The 16,446-nt window shown below is 72.1% G+C and carries 14 protein-coding genes; 11 read left to right on the forward strand and 3 right to left on the reverse strand.

Going from position 1 to position 16,446, the window contains the following annotated elements; translation table 11 throughout:
• Positions 1–99 precede the first annotated feature (99 nt).
• Both BCD48_RS39085 and BCD48_RS39090 read left to right on the forward strand, forming a co-directional pair.
• Positions 100–2,136, forward strand: coding sequence for a glycosyltransferase family 87 protein (locus BCD48_RS39085; protein WP_071053404.1), 2,037 nt, complete (start codon positions 100–102; stop codon positions 2,134–2,136).
• A gap of 23 nt (positions 2,137–2,159) precedes the next feature.
• Positions 2,160–3,323: a hypothetical protein gene (locus BCD48_RS39090; RefSeq protein WP_241842333.1), complete on the forward strand. Its 1,164-nt coding sequence runs from the start codon at positions 2,160–2,162 to the stop codon at positions 3,321–3,323.
• 37 nt (positions 3,324–3,360) lie between these two features.
• On the opposite strand, the gene BCD48_RS39095 is transcribed toward BCD48_RS39090, so the two are convergent.
• Positions 3,361–3,714, reverse strand: coding sequence for a hypothetical protein (locus BCD48_RS39095; protein ID WP_071053405.1), 354 nt, complete (start codon positions 3,712–3,714; stop codon positions 3,361–3,363).
• 193 nt (positions 3,715–3,907) lie between these two features.
• On the opposite strand from BCD48_RS39095, the gene BCD48_RS39100 reads away from it, so the two are divergent.
• The 6 genes from BCD48_RS39100 to dnaB all read left to right on the forward strand — a co-directional run bounded on the left by BCD48_RS39100 (position 3,908) and on the right by dnaB (position 8,598).
• On the forward strand, positions 3,908–4,213 hold the full coding sequence (locus BCD48_RS39100) for a hypothetical protein (protein ID WP_071053406.1): 306 nt from the start codon (positions 3,908–3,910) through the stop codon (positions 4,211–4,213).
• A 198-nt stretch (positions 4,214–4,411) separates the two neighbouring features.
• A complete protein-coding gene (rpsF, locus tag BCD48_RS39105; protein WP_274536627.1) occupies positions 4,412–4,738 on the forward strand; it encodes a 30S ribosomal protein S6 in 327 nt (108 codons plus the stop codon).
• Between the two features lie 28 nt (positions 4,739–4,766).
• The gene (locus BCD48_RS39110) at positions 4,767–5,378 is read left to right on the forward strand and encodes a single-stranded DNA-binding protein (RefSeq protein ID WP_071053407.1); all 612 of its coding nucleotides are present in this window, start codon (positions 4,767–4,769) and stop codon (positions 5,376–5,378) included.
• A gap of 193 nt (positions 5,379–5,571) precedes the next feature.
• The gene (rpsR, locus tag BCD48_RS39115) at positions 5,572–5,808 is read left to right on the forward strand and encodes a 30S ribosomal protein S18 (protein WP_071053408.1); all 237 of its coding nucleotides are present in this window, start codon (positions 5,572–5,574) and stop codon (positions 5,806–5,808) included.
• A gap of 16 nt (positions 5,809–5,824) precedes the next feature.
• Entirely contained in the window at positions 5,825–6,271 is a 447-nt protein-coding gene (gene rplI / locus BCD48_RS39120; protein ID WP_071053409.1) for a 50S ribosomal protein L9, read from the forward strand.
• Positions 6,272–7,239: 968 nt separating this feature from the next.
• Entirely contained in the window at positions 7,240–8,598 is a 1,359-nt protein-coding gene (gene dnaB / locus BCD48_RS39125; protein ID WP_071053461.1) for a replicative DNA helicase, read from the forward strand.
• 23 nt (positions 8,599–8,621) lie between these two features.
• On the opposite strand, the gene BCD48_RS39130 is transcribed toward dnaB, so the two are convergent.
• Positions 8,622–11,129, reverse strand: a complete 2,508-nt coding sequence (locus BCD48_RS39130) for a WD40 repeat domain-containing serine/threonine protein kinase (RefSeq protein ID WP_071053462.1) — start codon at positions 11,127–11,129, stop codon at positions 8,622–8,624.
• Positions 11,130–11,265: 136 nt separating this feature from the next.
• Between BCD48_RS39130 and BCD48_RS39135 the strand changes: the two genes are divergently transcribed.
• The 3 genes from BCD48_RS39135 to ilvD all read left to right on the forward strand — a co-directional run bounded on the left by BCD48_RS39135 (position 11,266) and on the right by ilvD (position 14,636).
• The gene (locus tag BCD48_RS39135) at positions 11,266–11,634 is read left to right on the forward strand and encodes an antibiotic biosynthesis monooxygenase family protein (protein ID WP_071053410.1); all 369 of its coding nucleotides are present in this window, start codon (positions 11,266–11,268) and stop codon (positions 11,632–11,634) included.
• Positions 11,635–11,664: 30 nt separating this feature from the next.
• The gene (locus tag BCD48_RS39140) at positions 11,665–12,300 is read left to right on the forward strand and encodes a hypothetical protein (RefSeq protein ID WP_071053411.1); all 636 of its coding nucleotides are present in this window, start codon (positions 11,665–11,667) and stop codon (positions 12,298–12,300) included.
• A 485-nt stretch (positions 12,301–12,785) separates the two neighbouring features.
• On the forward strand, positions 12,786–14,636 hold the full coding sequence (gene ilvD, locus BCD48_RS39145; RefSeq protein ID WP_071053412.1) for a dihydroxy-acid dehydratase: 1,851 nt from the start codon (positions 12,786–12,788) through the stop codon (positions 14,634–14,636).
• Positions 14,637–15,214: 578 nt separating this feature from the next.
• Here the strand turns inward: ilvD and BCD48_RS39150 are convergent.
• Complete coding sequence (locus BCD48_RS39150) at positions 15,215–16,408, reverse strand: L-histidine N(alpha)-methyltransferase (RefSeq protein WP_083419874.1); 1,194 nt, start codon at positions 16,406–16,408, stop codon at positions 15,215–15,217.
• Positions 16,409–16,446: the final 38 nt, after the last annotated feature.

A 16,446-nucleotide genomic window follows, 5' to 3' on the forward strand; every position in this document is an offset into this window, starting at 1 on the left:
TCAGAGTCGTCTCCCGTGTCGGCGTTGTCGGAGTCGGGGCGGACCGGAGCGTGTATGACAATGGGCGCATGACAGCGGGGCGCGGATGAGGCGGCCGGTATGACGACGCCCGACGCACCGGTCACCGACCGGGCTAAGACGACGGACGAGGCGGTGAGCCCGAGCCTCGAGGATCCGGTGGCGCGGGGCGCGAGCGAGCTCATCGGCGGGCCGCCGGGGCGGCACGCCGTGCTGCCCGACCGGCGGACCTGGTGGACGCCCGTGCGGGTGCTGCTCGCGCTGACGATCGTCGTCTGCGGCCTTGGCTACGCGCAGAAGTCGACCTGCCGCGACACCCGGAACTGGACGCACGAGTACCAGTACACGCGGATGTGCTACTCGGACGTCGTCGCGCTCTACTCGCAGGAGGGCCTGAAGGACGGCAAGGTCCCCTACCTGGACTACCCGACCGAGTACCCGCCGCTGATCGGCGCGACCATGGAAGTGGTCGCCGCCGTCTCCAGGGTCGCCCCGCCGCAGAAGCCGGTCTACCGGACCGAGAACGGCGAGCAGGTCATCGACCACTGGACCATCGACGCCCGCTCCGCGCTGTTCTACGACCTGACCGCGCTGCTCTTCCTCTGCTTCGCCTGCGTGGCCGTCGTCGCCGTCGCGAAGACCGCCGGCAGGCGGCGGATCTGGGACGCGGCGCTGTTCGCGCTCGCGCCCACGATGGTGCTGCACCTGCTGACGAACTGGGACATCGTCGCGGTCGCGTTCGGGGCCGTGGCCGTCTACGCCTGGTCCAGGCGGGCGCCGGTGGCCGCCGGCATCCTGCTCGGCCTCGGAGTGGCCACCAAGCTCTACCCGGTGTTCTTCCTCGTCGCGATCGGCGTGCTGTGCCTGCGTACCGGCCAGCTGCGTGCCTTCGGCCGTATGGTCGCCTCCACCGCGGTGACCGTCGTCGCCATCGTGCTGCCGACTTACCTCGTCGCCGGCTACTTCATCGGCGACAAGAAGTCGCACGGCGGCATCCTGTCGACGCTGGGTTCCGGCGGCTGGTTCGGCATGCTCGACGGGCATGCCGACGGTGCCCAGAACGCGGTGGTGCGTTTCTTCGACCTCAACGAGCACCGCCCCGCTGACTGGGACTCGCTAGCGTTCGCCGTGCAGTGGCTGGCTGGGGCGTACGACCCGGGCTGGTTCGGCGGCCCGCACCTGATCGTCATCGTGCTGGCCACCCTCGGCCTCGCCGCCGTCGCCGCCGGCCCGTGGGTACGTGCGCGCTGGGCCGAGGCCGGGGACGACGACGCGGCGGATGACCCGGCCGGCGGCATGGGTGGCGCCTTGACGGGTGTGGTCGGCGGCGTCCGCGGGACGACGTTGGCCGTGGGCGCCGCCAGTTGGCTGGTCGTCGTCGTCGCCACGCCGGTCCTGCTGACGGCGGTGCGCGACCACGGCATACCCGTGTCGGTGCTGAACGCCATCACCATGGTCGCGTTGCTCGCCTCGATCGCCGCGATCGCCGGACTGTGCTGGTTCGCGCCGCGCCGCCCGCGCCTGCCGCAGGTCCTGTTCCTGCTCGTCGTCGCGTTCCTGGTGACCAACAAGGTGTTCTCGCCGCAGTACACGCTGTGGCTGCTGCCGCTGTACGCGTTGGCGAGGCCCAGGTGGCGTGCCTTCCTGGTCTGGCAGGCCGCCGAGGTCTACCTGCTGTTCATGCGGTTCATGCATTTCATCTACAACGACACCAACGGCGTGCGCGGGGTCTCCCGCGGCTGGTTCGTCGGCGCGGTCGCGCTGCGTGACCTCGTGCTGCTGGTGCTCGCGGGCCTGATCGTCCGCGAGATCCTGCGTCCCGAGCTCGACGTCGTGCGGGCCTCCGGCGTGGACGACCCGGCCGGTGGCGTGCTGGACGGAGCCGCGGACGTGTTCGGCCCGCACCGCCGGCCGCCAGTCCTCGTCGGTGAGGTCATCGACGGCCCGTCCGGATCCGGCGGCCTCTGGGCCGACGCCGCGATGGGTACCGCCACGACGGGTACCGATGAGCGCGGGCGACCCGACGGGGGTGGCGGCGCCGGCGGCGCGCCCGACGGCGACGTTCTGGAGCCGGGCGCGTTGTTCCGGCCGCGCCGGGCTGATCCCGAACCCCAGTGAGGCCCCCGCACTCGCCGGGTCCGGTGAGCCCACCGGCCCGGCTGGTGTCGTCCGCGAGCGGGCTGTGGGCTCGGCTGCCGGAGGCGGCACGGGCGACGCTGCCACTGTGGCTCGCCAGCCGGGTGGCGGTCGCGCTGCTGTCGCTCGCCGCCGCGCGGGTAGCGGTCGAGGGCGCGATGGGCAACGTGCCCCGCTTCACCGAGCTGTGGGATCGCTGGGACGTCGGCCTGTTCACCAAGGTCGCGCGCTACGGCTATGTCTCGCCGCATTACTCCGACAAGACCGAGGTCGACTTCCCCGCCTTCCCGCTCGCCATCCGGCTGGTCCATTTCGTCGCGCCGAACTGGATCATCGCGGGACTGATCGTCGTGTTCCTGGCCGGAGCGGTCGCGGCGGCGGCGATCTGGCGGCTGGCCGCGGACGACGGCGGCCCGGCCGCCGGCCGCGCGGCGGTGCTGGCGATGATCTTTGCGCCGTACGCCGTGTTCCTGTTCGCCGGCTACTCCGAGGCGCTGTTCCTGGCGTTCGCGAGCACCGCGTGGCTCGCGGCCCGGCGCGAACGGTGGTGGCTCGCCGGTGCCCTCGCCGCCTGCGCCACCGGGACCCGGGTCACCGGCATCCCGCTGTGGTGTGGGCTCGTCGTCCTGTACGTCGTCGAACGCCGGCGGGCCGGCGCGCCCGTGATCGCGTGGCCGGCGCTGTCGCTGGCGCTCCCGCCCCTGCCGGTGTTCGGCTTCCTCTGGTACCTGCACGGCAAGACCGGGGAATGGAACGCCTACACGGCCGCGATGCGCGAGGGCTGGCACCGTTGGGTCGACTGGCCATGGTCGGGCTGGAGGACGACCTGGGGGTCGGCCTTCCCCGGGGCGGACGGCTCGACGACCTTCACCTGGTTCTGGCGGGCGGAGCTGCTCGCCGTGGTCCTGGGCGTCGTGGTCACGGTTGCGTTGCTGTACAGCCGCCGATGGGCGGAGGCGACGTTCGTCGGCACGGCGACGCTCCTGATGGCCGCGACCAACTACTACGCCTCGGGCGTGCGCACGATGTTGGTCGCGTTCCCGGTCTACCTGCTGCTCGCGCGGCTCGCCGCCCGGTTTCCCAGGGCGGCGCCCGCCTACCTGTGGCTGTCCGGCCCGGTGATGGCCGTCTTCGTGATCGCCTTCACCCAGGGGCGCTGGGTCGACTGACAGCCCATGCCGACACGCGGTGTGCCTGTCAGGCCGGTCAAGGCAGGTCAGGGCCGATCGGGGACCGGAGAGCCACTGCACGAGCCGGTCTCGGCGCCACCGCGGGCAGCCGTTCCGGCGGCGGGGGCCGCGTCGCCGGCCCGCGGGTCGGCGCGGGCGCGGGCGCGGCGGACGGTGGCGGCGGTACGGCCACCGTCGACGCCGGACGCCGCGCGAGCTGGTCGGAGGCCTCGGTGCCCGCGTTCGCCGGTGCCAGTGCGCCACCGGCCACCAGGACGAACCCGACTACGACGACCCCGGCGAGCAGCGCGGCCACGGCCTGTGCCGAGTGCGGCATCATCGGCGCCTCGTCCTGCGCGGGTGCCGGCCGCAGCCGGTGCGAGGTCACCACCGCCGTAGCCACCCCTTACCCGCGTCGTCCCGGCCGCCCGTGCCGGTGTCGCGCGGACGGTAACTCACAGTGACGGTCATCTTGGGGAGCGCCAGGTACGCGAGTGGTCCGGGAGCCATCGGTCTGACGGCGCGCCCCGCCGATACGGCCACGACGAGGCGGATCGTGCCGCGAGTGCGCCAGGATGGGGACGATGAGTACAGGCGGCGACCCAGAAGGCCCCCCGGCCGGCGACGGCGACGGCGAACGGGCCTCGAACGCGTTGGCCTATCCGCTCGCCGGCGGGGCGGCGGCCGCGATGCTGTGCGTCATTGTGCTGGCGGCCGTCGACCCGTCTCCCGGACGGCACCTGCGCGGCCTGCTCGTCCTGCTCGCGCTCGTCGTCCTGCTCGCGGTCGCCTGGGGGTGGGCTCGCACCGTGTGGCACGGGCCGGTGGCGGACCGCCAACCCACCGGCCGTGGCGACCTGTCCGGCGGGGCCGCCGAGCACGTCGAGTAAGCTCAACGCGGCACGGTGCTCGCCATATGGCGGGCGCCGTCGGCGCGTTCTTCTTCGCGGCCCACTACGGGTTCCAGTACCAGGGATGTTCAGTACCGGGACGCAGCAGTAGGCCGCGGAGCCAGGAACGCGCATCATTTTCCCTCCTGCCACGGGCGAAGCCCGTGGCCGCCGAGTCCACAGGAGGTGGGTTCAGCCTTGGCACGCCACTACGAGCTGATGGTCATCCTCGATCCAGATCTTGAGGAACGCACCGTCGCGCCGTCCCTCGACCAGTTCCTCTCCGTCGTCCGCAATGGCGGCGGCGCGGTGGAGAAGGTCGACGTCTGGGGCCGCCGCCGGCTCTCCTACGAGATCCGCAAGAGCCACGAGGGCATCTACGCCATCATCGATCTGCACGCCGAGCCGGACGTCGTCGCCGAGCTCGACCGTCAGCTCACGCTCAACGAGTCGGTTATCCGCACCAAGGTCATCCGGCTGCCCGAAGCGAAGAAGCCGCGCGCCGCCCGTCGGCCGGCCGCCTGACACACCCGCGGGACAGGGGGCACATCCCATGGCCGGTGAGACCGTCATCACTGTCGTCGGCAATCTGACCAGCGACCCGGAGCTGCGGTTCACCCCGAACGGGGCGGCTGTCGCGAGCTTCACGGTCGCATCCACGCCGCGCACGCTCGACCGGGCCACCAACGAGTGGAAGGACGGCGAACCGCTGTTCCTGCGCTGCTCGATCTGGCGGCAGGCGGCCGAGCACGTCGCGGAGTCGCTGACCAAGGGCGCTCGCGTCATCGTCCAGGGTCGGCTCAAGCAGCGCTCGTTCGAGACCCGCGAGGGCGACAAACGTACCGTCATCGAGCTCGACGTCGATGAGATCGGCCCGTCGCTGCGATACGCGACCGCCAAGGTCGTCCGCGCGGCGCGCGGTGGCGGTGGCGGCGGCGGTGGCTACGACGGCCCGCCGGACAGCGGATACCGCGGTGGCGGTAGTGCCAGCGGTAACGGTGCCAGCGGTGCCGGTGCTGGTAGCGCCGGCGGTGGCAGTGGTTACCGCGGCGGCGGCGGCGGTGGTGGTAGCTCCTCCTCTTCCGGGGGCGGCTACTCCGGCGGCGCCGTCGACGACCCCTGGTCGCAGCCGGCCGGCGGGTACTCCGACGAGCCGCCCTTCTAGCCCCGTTCGTGGTGCCCGGGCGTTCGCGCCCATTGCGCGCCGACCCGGCCGACCCTGCCCGCCGCCCTCTGGGCGGCCTGCTCGGGGTCACGATGCCGTCCGGGGCCGGCCCGGACCTCGATGGCGCTTCGCGCCCTCGAGGGGTATCCGGGACGCTCATCTGACTTTGTCTGAAATCTAGGAGTGCACAACCATGCCCAAGGCGGCTGTGCGCAAGCCGAAGAAGAAGGTTTGCGTCTTCTGCAAGGACAAGACCGACTACATCGACTACAAGGACACCTCGCTGCTGCGCAAGTTCATCTCGGACCGCGGCAAGATCCGTGCCCGTCGGGTCACCGGCAACTGCAGCCAGCACCAGCGGGACGTCGCCATCGCGGTGAAGAACAGCCGCGAGATGGCGCTGCTGCCCTACACCTCGACCGCGCGCTGAGGAGGGTGACGCCGACATGAAGCTCGTTCTCACCCAGGAGGTGCCGGGCCTCGGCAGCCCCGGCGACATCGTCGAGGTGGCCGACGGCTACGGCCGCAACTACCTCGTTCCCCAGCAGTTCGCGATCATCGCGACCCGCGGCATCGAGCGCCAGGTCGAGCAGATCAAGCGGGCCAGGTCGGCCCGGGAGGTCCGTGATCTGGGGCACGCGCAGGAGATCGCCGAGCAGCTCAAGGCGCTGTCCGTGACGCTGACGAGCCGGGCGGGCAAGGAGGGCCGGCTCTTCGGCTCGATCACCGCCGGCGACGTCACGGACGCCGTGGCGAAGGCGGGCGGTCCGGCGCTGGACAGGCGGAAGGTCCAGCTGACCTCGCCGATCAAGGCTGTCGGTCAGCACACCGTCGCGGTGTATCTGCACCCCGAGGTGACCGCCCAGCTGACCGTCAGGGTCGCCGCGGCCTGACTCGCGGAAGCGGTCGCGCGGTCGCCGGACCGGCGCCTCTAGCCATACACCCGGCTGGATCTTCGGGTCCGGCCGGCAGGCAAACCTCAGATCAGGCCGATGTGGACCAGCAGGCATCAACCGAGGTGTCTGCAACGTAAGCACGGTGTAACCAAGTACGCGGCGGGGCGTAACCATAGCCATACACTCGGCTGGATCTTTGGGTCCGGCCGGCAGGCAAACCTCAGATCAGGCCGATGTGGACCAGCAGGCATCAACCGAGGTGTCTGCAGCGCAAGCATGGTGTAACCGAGTGAGCGGCGACAAGTAACCACAGCTATACACCTGCCCGGTGTCCCGGGAAAGTCCGGGGCACCGGGCATCGCCGTCTCTGGGCCTGGCCTGCCGGCGTCCTCGGCCTCACTGCCGGCGTCCTCGGGTCTCCGAATCGACGCACCACGTGGGCCACCCGTGGTCCTCGTAAGGGCTCGCTCGTCGGGTGGGGGATTCATTCGGAGACTTGGGCAAGCTTTTTTGTGTCCACAGGGCGCCAGGAAGGATGCCCAGCCTGACAGCCGATCCCGGGCGGTACCGGGCTAGTCCATCCACAGTTCATCGGCCGTCGTCCCGAGGTCCTCCCCAGGCTGCACCGGAGTTGCCCACAGGTTATCCACACATCCCTGTGGATAACTTTTTGCCGCACAGTGCCCGCGTTCCCTAAAGTCAGCCATTCAGGGGTCGCCACGGAGTGCCGAGCGCGATGCGCGAGGAAGGTGCACGTACGTTCTCTACTCGACGTGCCCGTGGCCATCCCGACGCTCCTCCTTGACACCGGCCAGCCATCTGATCGAACATATGTTCGAAGGACGGCTCTGGCCTGGACCGACAAGGACTGGACCGGCAAGGAGCGGACCGGCAAGGAGCGGCGGGGAGCGGTGCGAGGCACCGTCGGGCCGTGCGAGAAGATCGTGGACGGGGGGGTGAGGCGAGTGACGGTCACTGACATCTCGCGCAATGGCGGCCAGCCCGTCGAGTTCGACCGGACGCCCCCGCACGACATCCTGGCCGAGCAGAGCGTGCTCGGCGGCATGATGTTGTCCAAGGACGCCGTCGCCGACGTCATCGAGGTCGTGCTCGCCGGCGACTTCTACCGGCCGGCGCACGCCACGGTGTTCGAGGTCGTCGGCGACCTTTATGGCCGCGGCGAGCCGGCCGACACGGTCAGTGTCGCCGCGGAGCTCGGCCGGCGTGACCTGCTGGACCGCGTCGGCGGCCCCGCCTACCTGCACACGCTGATCTCCAGCGTGCCGACCGCCGCGAACGCGGGCTACTACGCGAGGATCGTCGCCGAGAAGGCCGTGCTGCGCCGGCTCGCCGAGGCCGGCACGCGAATAGTCCAGCTCGCCTACGGCCCGGCACAGGATGTCGACGAGCTGGTCGACCGCGCCCAGGCCGCCGTCTACGAGGTCACCGAGCGCCGTAGCACTGAGGACTACGCGCCGCTGGGTGACCTGCTCAACCCGGCCCTCGAGGAGATCGAGGCGATCGCCGGCCATGAGGGCGCCCTCACGGGCGTCCCTACCGGCTTCACCGACCTCGACGAGCTGACCAATGGCCTCCACGGCGGCCAGCTCTGGATCGTCGCCGCCCGGCCCGCGGTCGGAAAGTCGACCCTGGGCCTCGATTTCGCGCGAGCGGCGTCCATCAAGCACGGAATGGCGTCCGTCATCTTCTCGCTGGAGATGAGTCGGATGGAGATCACCATGAGGCTGCTGTCGGCGGAGGCGCGGGTCTCGCTGCAGAACATCCGGACGGGCCGGCTGACCGACGACGACTGGGCGCGGCTGGCCCGGCGGATGGGCGAGGTCGCCGAGGCACCGCTGTTCATCGACGACAGCCCGCACCTCACGATGATGGAGATCCGGGCGAAGGCGCGCCGGCTGCGCCAGCGCCACGACCTGCGCCTGGTCATCCTCGACTACCTGCAGCTCATGTCGTCGCCGAAGAGGGTGGAGAGCCGCCAGCAGGAGGTCAGCGAGATCTCCCGCTCGTTGAAGCTGCTCGCCAAGGAGCTGGAGATCCCTGTCGTCGCGATCTCACAGCTCAACCGCGCCTCCGAACAGCGCGCCGACAAGCGTCCCCAGGTTTCTGACCTGCGCGAGTCCGGCAGCCTGGAGCAGGACGCCGACGCCGTGATCCTCCTGTACCGCGAGGACACCGTCGAGAAAGAATCGGCCCGGGCCGGCGAAGCCGATCTGATCATCGCCAAGCACCGTAACGGTCCGACCGGTACCGTCACGGTCGCGTTCCAGGGCCACTACTCCCGCTTCGTCGACATGGCGAACTGACCGCCTTCGCGGAATCGGTCGGGCTACTCCGCGGGGCGCCAGAGGCGGGTGGACGTGTCGCCGGCGGTGGCGAGGATGTCGCGGGTCGGGGAGAAGGCGAGCGCCCGGACGGTGCCGACATGGCCGGTCGCGAGCTGGCCGAGTGGCTCCGGGATCGTCGGGTCCTCGACGTTCCACAGGCCGACGGCGGCGCCGATGCCGGCCGCGGCCGCGAGGGTGCGGCCGTCGGCGGCGAAGGCAACCGCCCGGACCTGGCCGCTCTGCCAGCTGGTCAGCTCGGCGAGGCCCGACGGACGCGCCGGGTCGGTCAGATCCCAGAGGCGGACGGTGCCGAAGCCGGCCGCCGCGGCGAGGGTGTCGCCGTCGGGTGAGACGGCGAGCGCCTGCACGTGCCAGCGGTGGTCGGCGAGCGGCGGGCCGAGCGGGCGGGGGACCGACGACGTCAGGTCCCAGAGCAGCGCGGTGTGGTCCGTCCCGCCGGTGGCGAGGATCTGGCCGTCCGGCGAGAACGCGACGGCGAGGACCTTGCCCCGGTGACCGGCGAGCGGCCGCCCGAGCGGGCGGACGGCGTCCCGGCCGACGGCGTCGAGGTCGAGCTGCCAGAGCCGGACCGTCCCGTCGAGGCCGCCGGTGGCGAGCAGCCGGCCGCGCGGGGCGAACGCCACCGAGGTCACCTGGTCGGTGTGGCCGCGGGCGATGGCGAGCGGGCGGTAGCCATGGCCGTCGACGGTGGCGGGATCCGCCTCGCCGGGAGCGGTGGCCGCCCGCAGCCAGAGCCGCGCCGTGTGGTCGCCGCCAGCGGTCGCCAGCGCCCTCCCACCCGGCGAGTAGGCGACGGCGAGCACCCGCCCCTCGTGGCCGCGCAGCGGTTCACCCAGCTGGGACGCGGCGTGGCCGGCCTCGTGGGCGATACGCCAGACCCGGGTGGTGCCGTCCGCGCTCGCCGTAGCGAGCGCCAGGCCGTCGGGGGCGAACGCGACCGACGTTACCTGGCCGGTGTGGCCGGTGAGCGGCCCGCCGAGCGGGGCCGCGTCGACGGCCGGTCCGAGCCCGGCCAGGCCGCCGCGGCGCACGCCGAACCGCCTGGCCTGCCGTCGGTGACCGGTCGGGTCCGCGACGCCCCCGGCCGCGGGGCGGCCGTCGTCGAACCGGTAGGTGTCGTCGGGCGCCCGCGTTCCGCCGGCCAGATGGGGTGGAACGAAGGTGGTCGCCTCCCGGGTGGGCGGATCCGTCGTCACGGCCGGTCGGGCCGGGGTCGCGGGCCGGCGGGGATCGGCCGGCAGCGCCCGGGCGGTTGTCTCCTCGCCGCCGGCGTGGGCGTTCGGACCGGCTGGGAACACGTCGGCCGCCCGAGGCCCCGCCGGTGTCGCCCGACCGGCGTCGATGTCCCGGGCGATGTCCGCCGCCAGCGCCAGCGCCTCCTCCATCGCCGATGGCGTTGCCGGTCGCCGAGATGACGCGGACGGGGAGACCAGGCCGGCGGACGGCCCGGACGGCCCGGACGGCCCGGATGGGTCGGATGGCGACGCCTGCCGGGGAGACAAAAGGGGCCGCGGATCGGGTTTCGCGGTCGCGGCGACGGGGGTGTTCGGCTCTTCGTCGTCGAGCTGGGTGGCGCCGACCAGGAGCAGGAGCAGGTCCTGGGCGGTGGGGCGCCTGGCCGGGTCCTTCGCCATCGCCCGGGCGACGAGCTGGCGCAGGCCCGAGTCCAGGCCGGTCAGGTCGGGTTCCTCGTTGACGGCTCGGTAGAGGACCACCGGGCTGGGGCCCTCGCCGTGCGGCAGCCGGCCGGTGGCAGCGAAGATCACGACGCCACCCCAGGCATAGATGTCGGCCGGCGGGGCGACCACGCCGCCGAGCGCCTGTTCGGGTGCCATGAACGCGGGCGTGCCGATGCCGGCGTGCGTGAACGTGGTTGTCGCGTCCAGCGCCCGGGCGATGCCGAAGTCGATGACGCGGGCGCCAGACGGCGACAACATGATGTTGCCTGGCTTCAGGTCACGATGAACCAGACCGGCGGCATGGATCGCTGTCAGCGCCGAGGCGACCGCGACCGCCAGCCGTTCGACCTCCGCGCTCGGCAGCGGCCCGTCCTCACGGACGACCGCGGCCAACGTGCGGCCATCGATGTACTCGGTCACCAGGTAGGGCCGACGCGCCTCGACGTCCACGTCCAACACCTCGGCGGTGCAGAAACGCGCGACCCGCCGGGCCGCGACGGCCTCCCGCCCGAACCGCTCCCGGAACTCCGGCTCGCGCGCCAGGTCGGGCCTGATCATCTTGACGGCGACGAGCCGCTCCGCGTCAGGCTCGCGGACGCCATTCCGGCCCGGGGCGTCCTCATCCACACCCGTTCCGCTGGCACCGGCCATGTCGGGGCCCGCCCGGCGTCCGAGGAAGACTGTGCCCATCCCGCCCTGGCCGAGGCGCCCCAGCAGCACATAGGGGCCAAGCCGTGCCGGGTCGTCCTCATCGAGGGGTTCCATCCCGCCGCCGACCGCGCCGCCGACCGCGCCGTCTCCGACCACCATGCCGACGCCCCTGTCGCCCGGGAAACCCGTGGCTCCGAGGATATTCGGCGCCACCCCCCCGTTTCTCCCGCTTCGACAGCACGCGGGATGTCTGACTCGGCGGCGGCACCGACGCGGGGAGTGCCAGACTTGCGGCATGAGCGCATCCGGGCCGGCCACGGGCAGCACCCGCGACACGGAGTTCGCGGTCACGGAGATCGCAAGGTTTAACGTGAAACCAGGGACGGAGAGCGACTTCATCGCGGCGTACCACACGGTCCGGCACGAGATCGCGACCTCGCCCGGCTGCCGGTCGATGCGGATGAGTCGGGGTATCGAGTCGCCGAGCTCGTTCGTGCTGATCGTCGAATGGGACAGCCTGGAGGCGCACACCGAGGGGTTCCGTGGCTCCGTGGGCTACGGTCGCTGGCGTGCGGCGATCAGCCCGTACTTCGCCGGTACGCCCACCGTGGAGCACGTGGCCGGCGTGGACATCCCGTCGGCCGCGTCCACCGGCACCGCCTGACGGCGGACGCGGCAACGGCCCGGGGGAGCGATGGGCGAGTTCATCAAGCAGTTCTTCGGATTCCTGATCTTCTCACCGCTGACCGCGGCGGTGTTCGGGCTCGGCATCTGGGTCCTGCCCGCCGTGTTCCTGCGCGATCTGCTCACCCGGATGCGCCTGCGGTTCTTCCACTTCTTCGTTAGCGGCTACATCTTCATCGCGATCACGGCGATCTACCTGCTCGTCGTCGGCGCGAAGGTCAGCGCCGCGGACGGCGGCGGGCGCCACCATCAGGCTGGTCCGATCGTCGGCATGCTCGCGTCGCTGGCGCTCTCCTGGTGGGTCCAGCATGTGCTGCGGAAGCGCTTCCCCCGCGGCCCTCGACCAGGCGGGCCGCCGGCGCCCACCTACCCCGGGGTCGGCCGAACCGGCTACGGCCACCCCGGCTACAGCCATCCCGGCTACGGTCAGCCGCCACCCCTCCCGCCCGGCTACCCCCCGCATCCCGGCTACCCGGGACACTTGCCGCCGGCCCCCCAGCCCGGGCAGTCCCCCCTCCAGCCGCCCCCGCCCCATCAGCCGAGCGGTGAGGTCACCGCGGCCGACCCACCCCGCGCCAGCGGCGTCCCCTGGGCCGTCCCGCCCTCCGGCCCGGCCGCGCTCCCGCCGACACCTCCCGTCGACTGACGGCCGGGCCGCGATCTCCGCGTTCCGCGGAACGCGGAGATCGCGGAGACACGCCGGTCGACCGGTCCGCCGCCAACCCCGCTCGTCCCGTCCTGAGGCCATGGCGCCGGGTCATGGCGCCGGCCGCGGCGGATACGCTGACAGGGGGCGTGGGACCGAATCGGGTGCGCGCCTTGCGCGTGCTGGCGGCCCACTGGCGAACCCAGTGGCAAGAACCAGGCCCGGCGCGCGCCACCATGAGTGCAGCGACCTGGCCGCGTGACCCCGCCCCGCCGCGCTCGCGTCGCGCACGCCGAGGCGGCTCCGCCTGGTCATCGACCAGCGGTCGTTTTCCTGGAGGCCCGCGATGTCATTCCGGGGGATACCCCCGGACTCCCGAGGCGGCTCCGCCGGGTCACCAACCAGCGGTCGCTTTCCTGGAGGCCCGCAATGTCATTCCGGGGGACACCCCGGACCCCAGCAGTCGAAGGTCCTGAGGTCACAAGATGCCCGCACTGCGTTCCCGTACGACCACCCATGGCCGCAACATGGCCGGTGCCCGCGCCCTGTGGCGGGCCACCGGCATGACCGACGACGACTTCGGCAAGCCGATCGTGGCGATCGCGAACAGCTTCACCCAGTTCGTCCCGGGTCACGTGCACCTGAGGGATCTGGGCAAGCTGGTCGCGGACTCGGTCGCGGCGGCCGGTGGGGTCGGGCGTGAGTTCAACACGATCGCGGTGGACGACGGGATCGCGATGGGGCACGGCGGGATGCTGTACTCGCTGCCGTCGCGGGAGATCATCGCGGACAGCGTCGAGTACATGGTGAACGCGCACTGCGCCGACGCGCTGGTCTGCATCTCCAACTGCGACAAGATCACCCCCGGGATGCTGCTCGCGGCGCTGCGGCTCAACATCCCGACCGTGTTCGTCTCCGGTGGGGCGATGGAGTCCGGTAACGCGGTCGTCCAGGGCGGCACGGTCCGCTCCCGGCTCGACCTCATCGACGCGATGACGGCGGCCGTCAACCCGAGCGTCAGCGACGCCGACCTCAGCATCATCGAACGCTCCGCCTGCCCGACCTGCGGCTCCTGCTCGGGAATGTTCACCGCGAACTCGATGAACTGCCTGACCGAGGCGATCGGCCTGTCACTGCCGGGCAACGGCTCGACGCTGGCCACCGCCGCCGCCCGCCGGGAGCTGTTCGTCGAGGCCGGCCGGCTCGTCGTCGATCTCGCCCGCCGCTACTACGAGAAGGACGACGAGGGCGTGCTGCCGCGCTCGATCGCCAGCGCCGCCGCCTTCCGCAACGCCTTCGCCGTCGACGTCGCCATGGGCGGCTCCACGAACACCGTGCTGCACCTGCTCGCCGCCGCGGTCGAGGCCGGTGTCGAGGTCACCCTCGCCGACATCGACGAGATCTCCCGGCGGGTGCCCAACCTCTGCAAGGTCGCGCCCAGCTCGGCGAAGTACTACATGGAGGACGTTCACCGCGCTGGCGGCATCCCCGCGATCCTCGGCGAGCTGGACCGGGCCGGGCTGCTCGACCCGGCCGTGCACAGTGTGCACTCGGCGAGCCTGCGCGAGTTCCTCGACCGCTGGGACATCCGCGGCGCCAGTCCTTCGCCCGACGCCGTCGAGCTCTTCCACGCCGCGCCCGGCGGGGTGCGCACCACCGAGCCGTTCGGCTCGACGAACCGTTGGGACACCCTCGACACCGACGCCGAGGACGGCTGCATCCGCTCGGCCGAGCACGCCTACTCCGCCGAGGGCGGCCTGGCCGTGCTGCACGGCAACCTGGCCGAGGACGGCGCCGTGGTGAAGACTGCGGGCGTCCCCGAGGACCAGTGGACGTTCGCCGGTCCAGCGGTCGTCGTCGAGAGCCAGGACGAGGCCGTCGAGGCGATCCTCGGCGGCCGGGTGAAGCCGGGTGACGTCATCGTCGTCCGGTACGAGGGCCCACGCGGCGGCCCGGGCATGCAGGAGATGCTCTATCCGACGGCGTTCCTCAAGGGCCGCGGCCTCGGGCCGAAGTGCGCACTGATCACCGACGGCCGGTTCTCCGGCGGCAGCTCGGGCCTGTCGATCGGGCACGTCTCGCCGGAGGCGGCGCACGGCGGCACGATCGCCCTCGTCCGCGACGGCGACCGCATCGAAATCGACATCCCGACCCGCCGGCTCGCCCTGATGGTCCCGGACGAGGAGCTGGCCGCCCGCCGCGCGGCCCTCGAGGCCGGCCCCGGCTACCGCCCGGCGAACCGGGAACGGCAGGTCTCGGCGGCGCTACGCGCCTACGCCGCGATGGCCACGTCAGCCTCCACCGGCGCCGCGAGGGACGTGAACCTGCTCTATTAATTGGTTCGCTCCGTCCGGGCACGGCGCTACGGCCCCTTACTCGCTTCGCTCCCAAGGGACCTCCGCGCCGTGTCCTCCTCCGCTCACGTGCGCTCCGGCGACCTCCGCTGCGGCCCGACCACGTCGCTTCGCTTGTGGCCGGGCCTCCGCGGAGGTGCGCCTCCGCGCCAGCGTGGTTGCAACCCGCTTGAACGGTGTGAGACCACGGCACACCCGTGCGGGCACTTCGCCTCGCCCATCGTGGTCTTCGCACCCGATACACGAACGTCTCGATCGGCCCGCACGAGCGAAGCGAAGTGCCCCCGCGAACGCTGCGGCTTCGGGTTGGCGACGTCGCAGCGGCAAGCAACCGAGCTGGGCGCGGAGGCGCGCCTCGCGGAGGCCCTCCTACGAGCGAAGCGACGTAGGAGGGCCGCAGCGAGGTCGCCGTAGCGCCCGTGAGCGCAGGAGGACGGCGCGCGGAGGTCCCGTGGGAGCGAAGCGAGTACGGGGCCGGAGCGCGCCGCCCGGACGGAGCGAACCAGCAACAACCTTCCGCCCCGACCCGAACCTGCCCCGACCCTGCTCCGACCCGAAAGCTATTCCGCGATCGCCAGCGAGAGGGCGAAGTCGCCGTCGGGGTCGGTCCACCAGTGGGTCAGGTGCCAGCCCGCGGTGGTGAGTTCGCGTTCCACTGTCGCGTGGTCGAACTTCGCGCTGATCTCGGTGCGCATCTCCTCGCCGTCGGCGAACGCGACGGTCAGGTCCAGAGCCGTCAGACGCACGGTCTGTGCCCGCACCGAACGCAGCCGCATCTCGATCCAGCGGTTCTCGGGCTCCCACAGGGCGACGTGCGCGAACCCGCGCAGGTCGAAGTCGGCGCCGAGCTCGCGGTTGAGCATGGTGAGCAGGTTGCGGTTGAACGCGGCGGTGACGCCCGCGCTGTCGTCGTAGGCGGCGACCAGGCGGCCCGGATCCTTGACGAGGTCGGTCCCGAGCAGCAGCGCGCCACCCCGGCCGATCCGCTCGCGCAACCCGGTCAGCAGCAGGTGCCGTTCGGGCGGGCGCAGGTTGCCGATCGTGCCACCGAGGAAGGCGACCAGCGTGCCAGCCGGCGCGTCGGTCTCGCTCGGCGCGCTCTCGCCTGCCGCCTTGGGGCCAGATGGGTGGGCGCCGGGTACGGTGCCGTCCGGCCGCGCGGCCGCCCTCGGCGCGGCGCCCGGTGTGGGCAGCAGGCCGAGGTGCTGGCGGAAGTCGCCAACGACGGCGTGCACGGCGAGCCCCGGGTGCGCGGCCTTGGCCGCGGCGCCCGCCCGCGACAGCGCGTCGGCGTCGACGTCGAACGGGACGAAGCGGCGCAGCCGGCCGGTACCGGCGAGGGCGGCAAGAAGCATCCTCGTCTTCTCCGAGGTGCCGGAGCCCAGCTCGACCAGGGTGCCGGCGCCGCCGCCCGGGAGCGCCGCCGTGAGCGCGGCGGACAGTTCCGCGGCGTGCGCGGACAGGATCGCCCGCTCGGTCCTCGTCTGGTAATACTCCGGAAGCTCGGTGATCTTTCCGAAGAGCATGCTGCCGGTCGTGTCGTAGAACCAGGTCGGCGGCAGCTCCTTGGGGTCGGCGGTGAGCCCCTCGCGCGCGTCGGCCGCCAGCGTCGACGCGCGCTGCGCCTCGGTCAGGTGCCGTTCGATCGTGATGCCGCCACGGGCATTCAGCAGGGCGGCCACGTCGGCCGGGGTAGGGGTACGCGTGGCCGGCGGTCGGGTGGTGCCGGTGCCCGTCGGTGTCCTCGAAGTCATGCGGACGTCCTTAGTCGGTTAGTCAACTCAGGGTAGTC

It is taken from the genome of Pseudofrankia coriaricola, assembly GCF_001854805.1.
Lineage (GTDB): Bacteria > Actinomycetota > Actinomycetes > Frankiales > Frankiaceae > Pseudofrankia.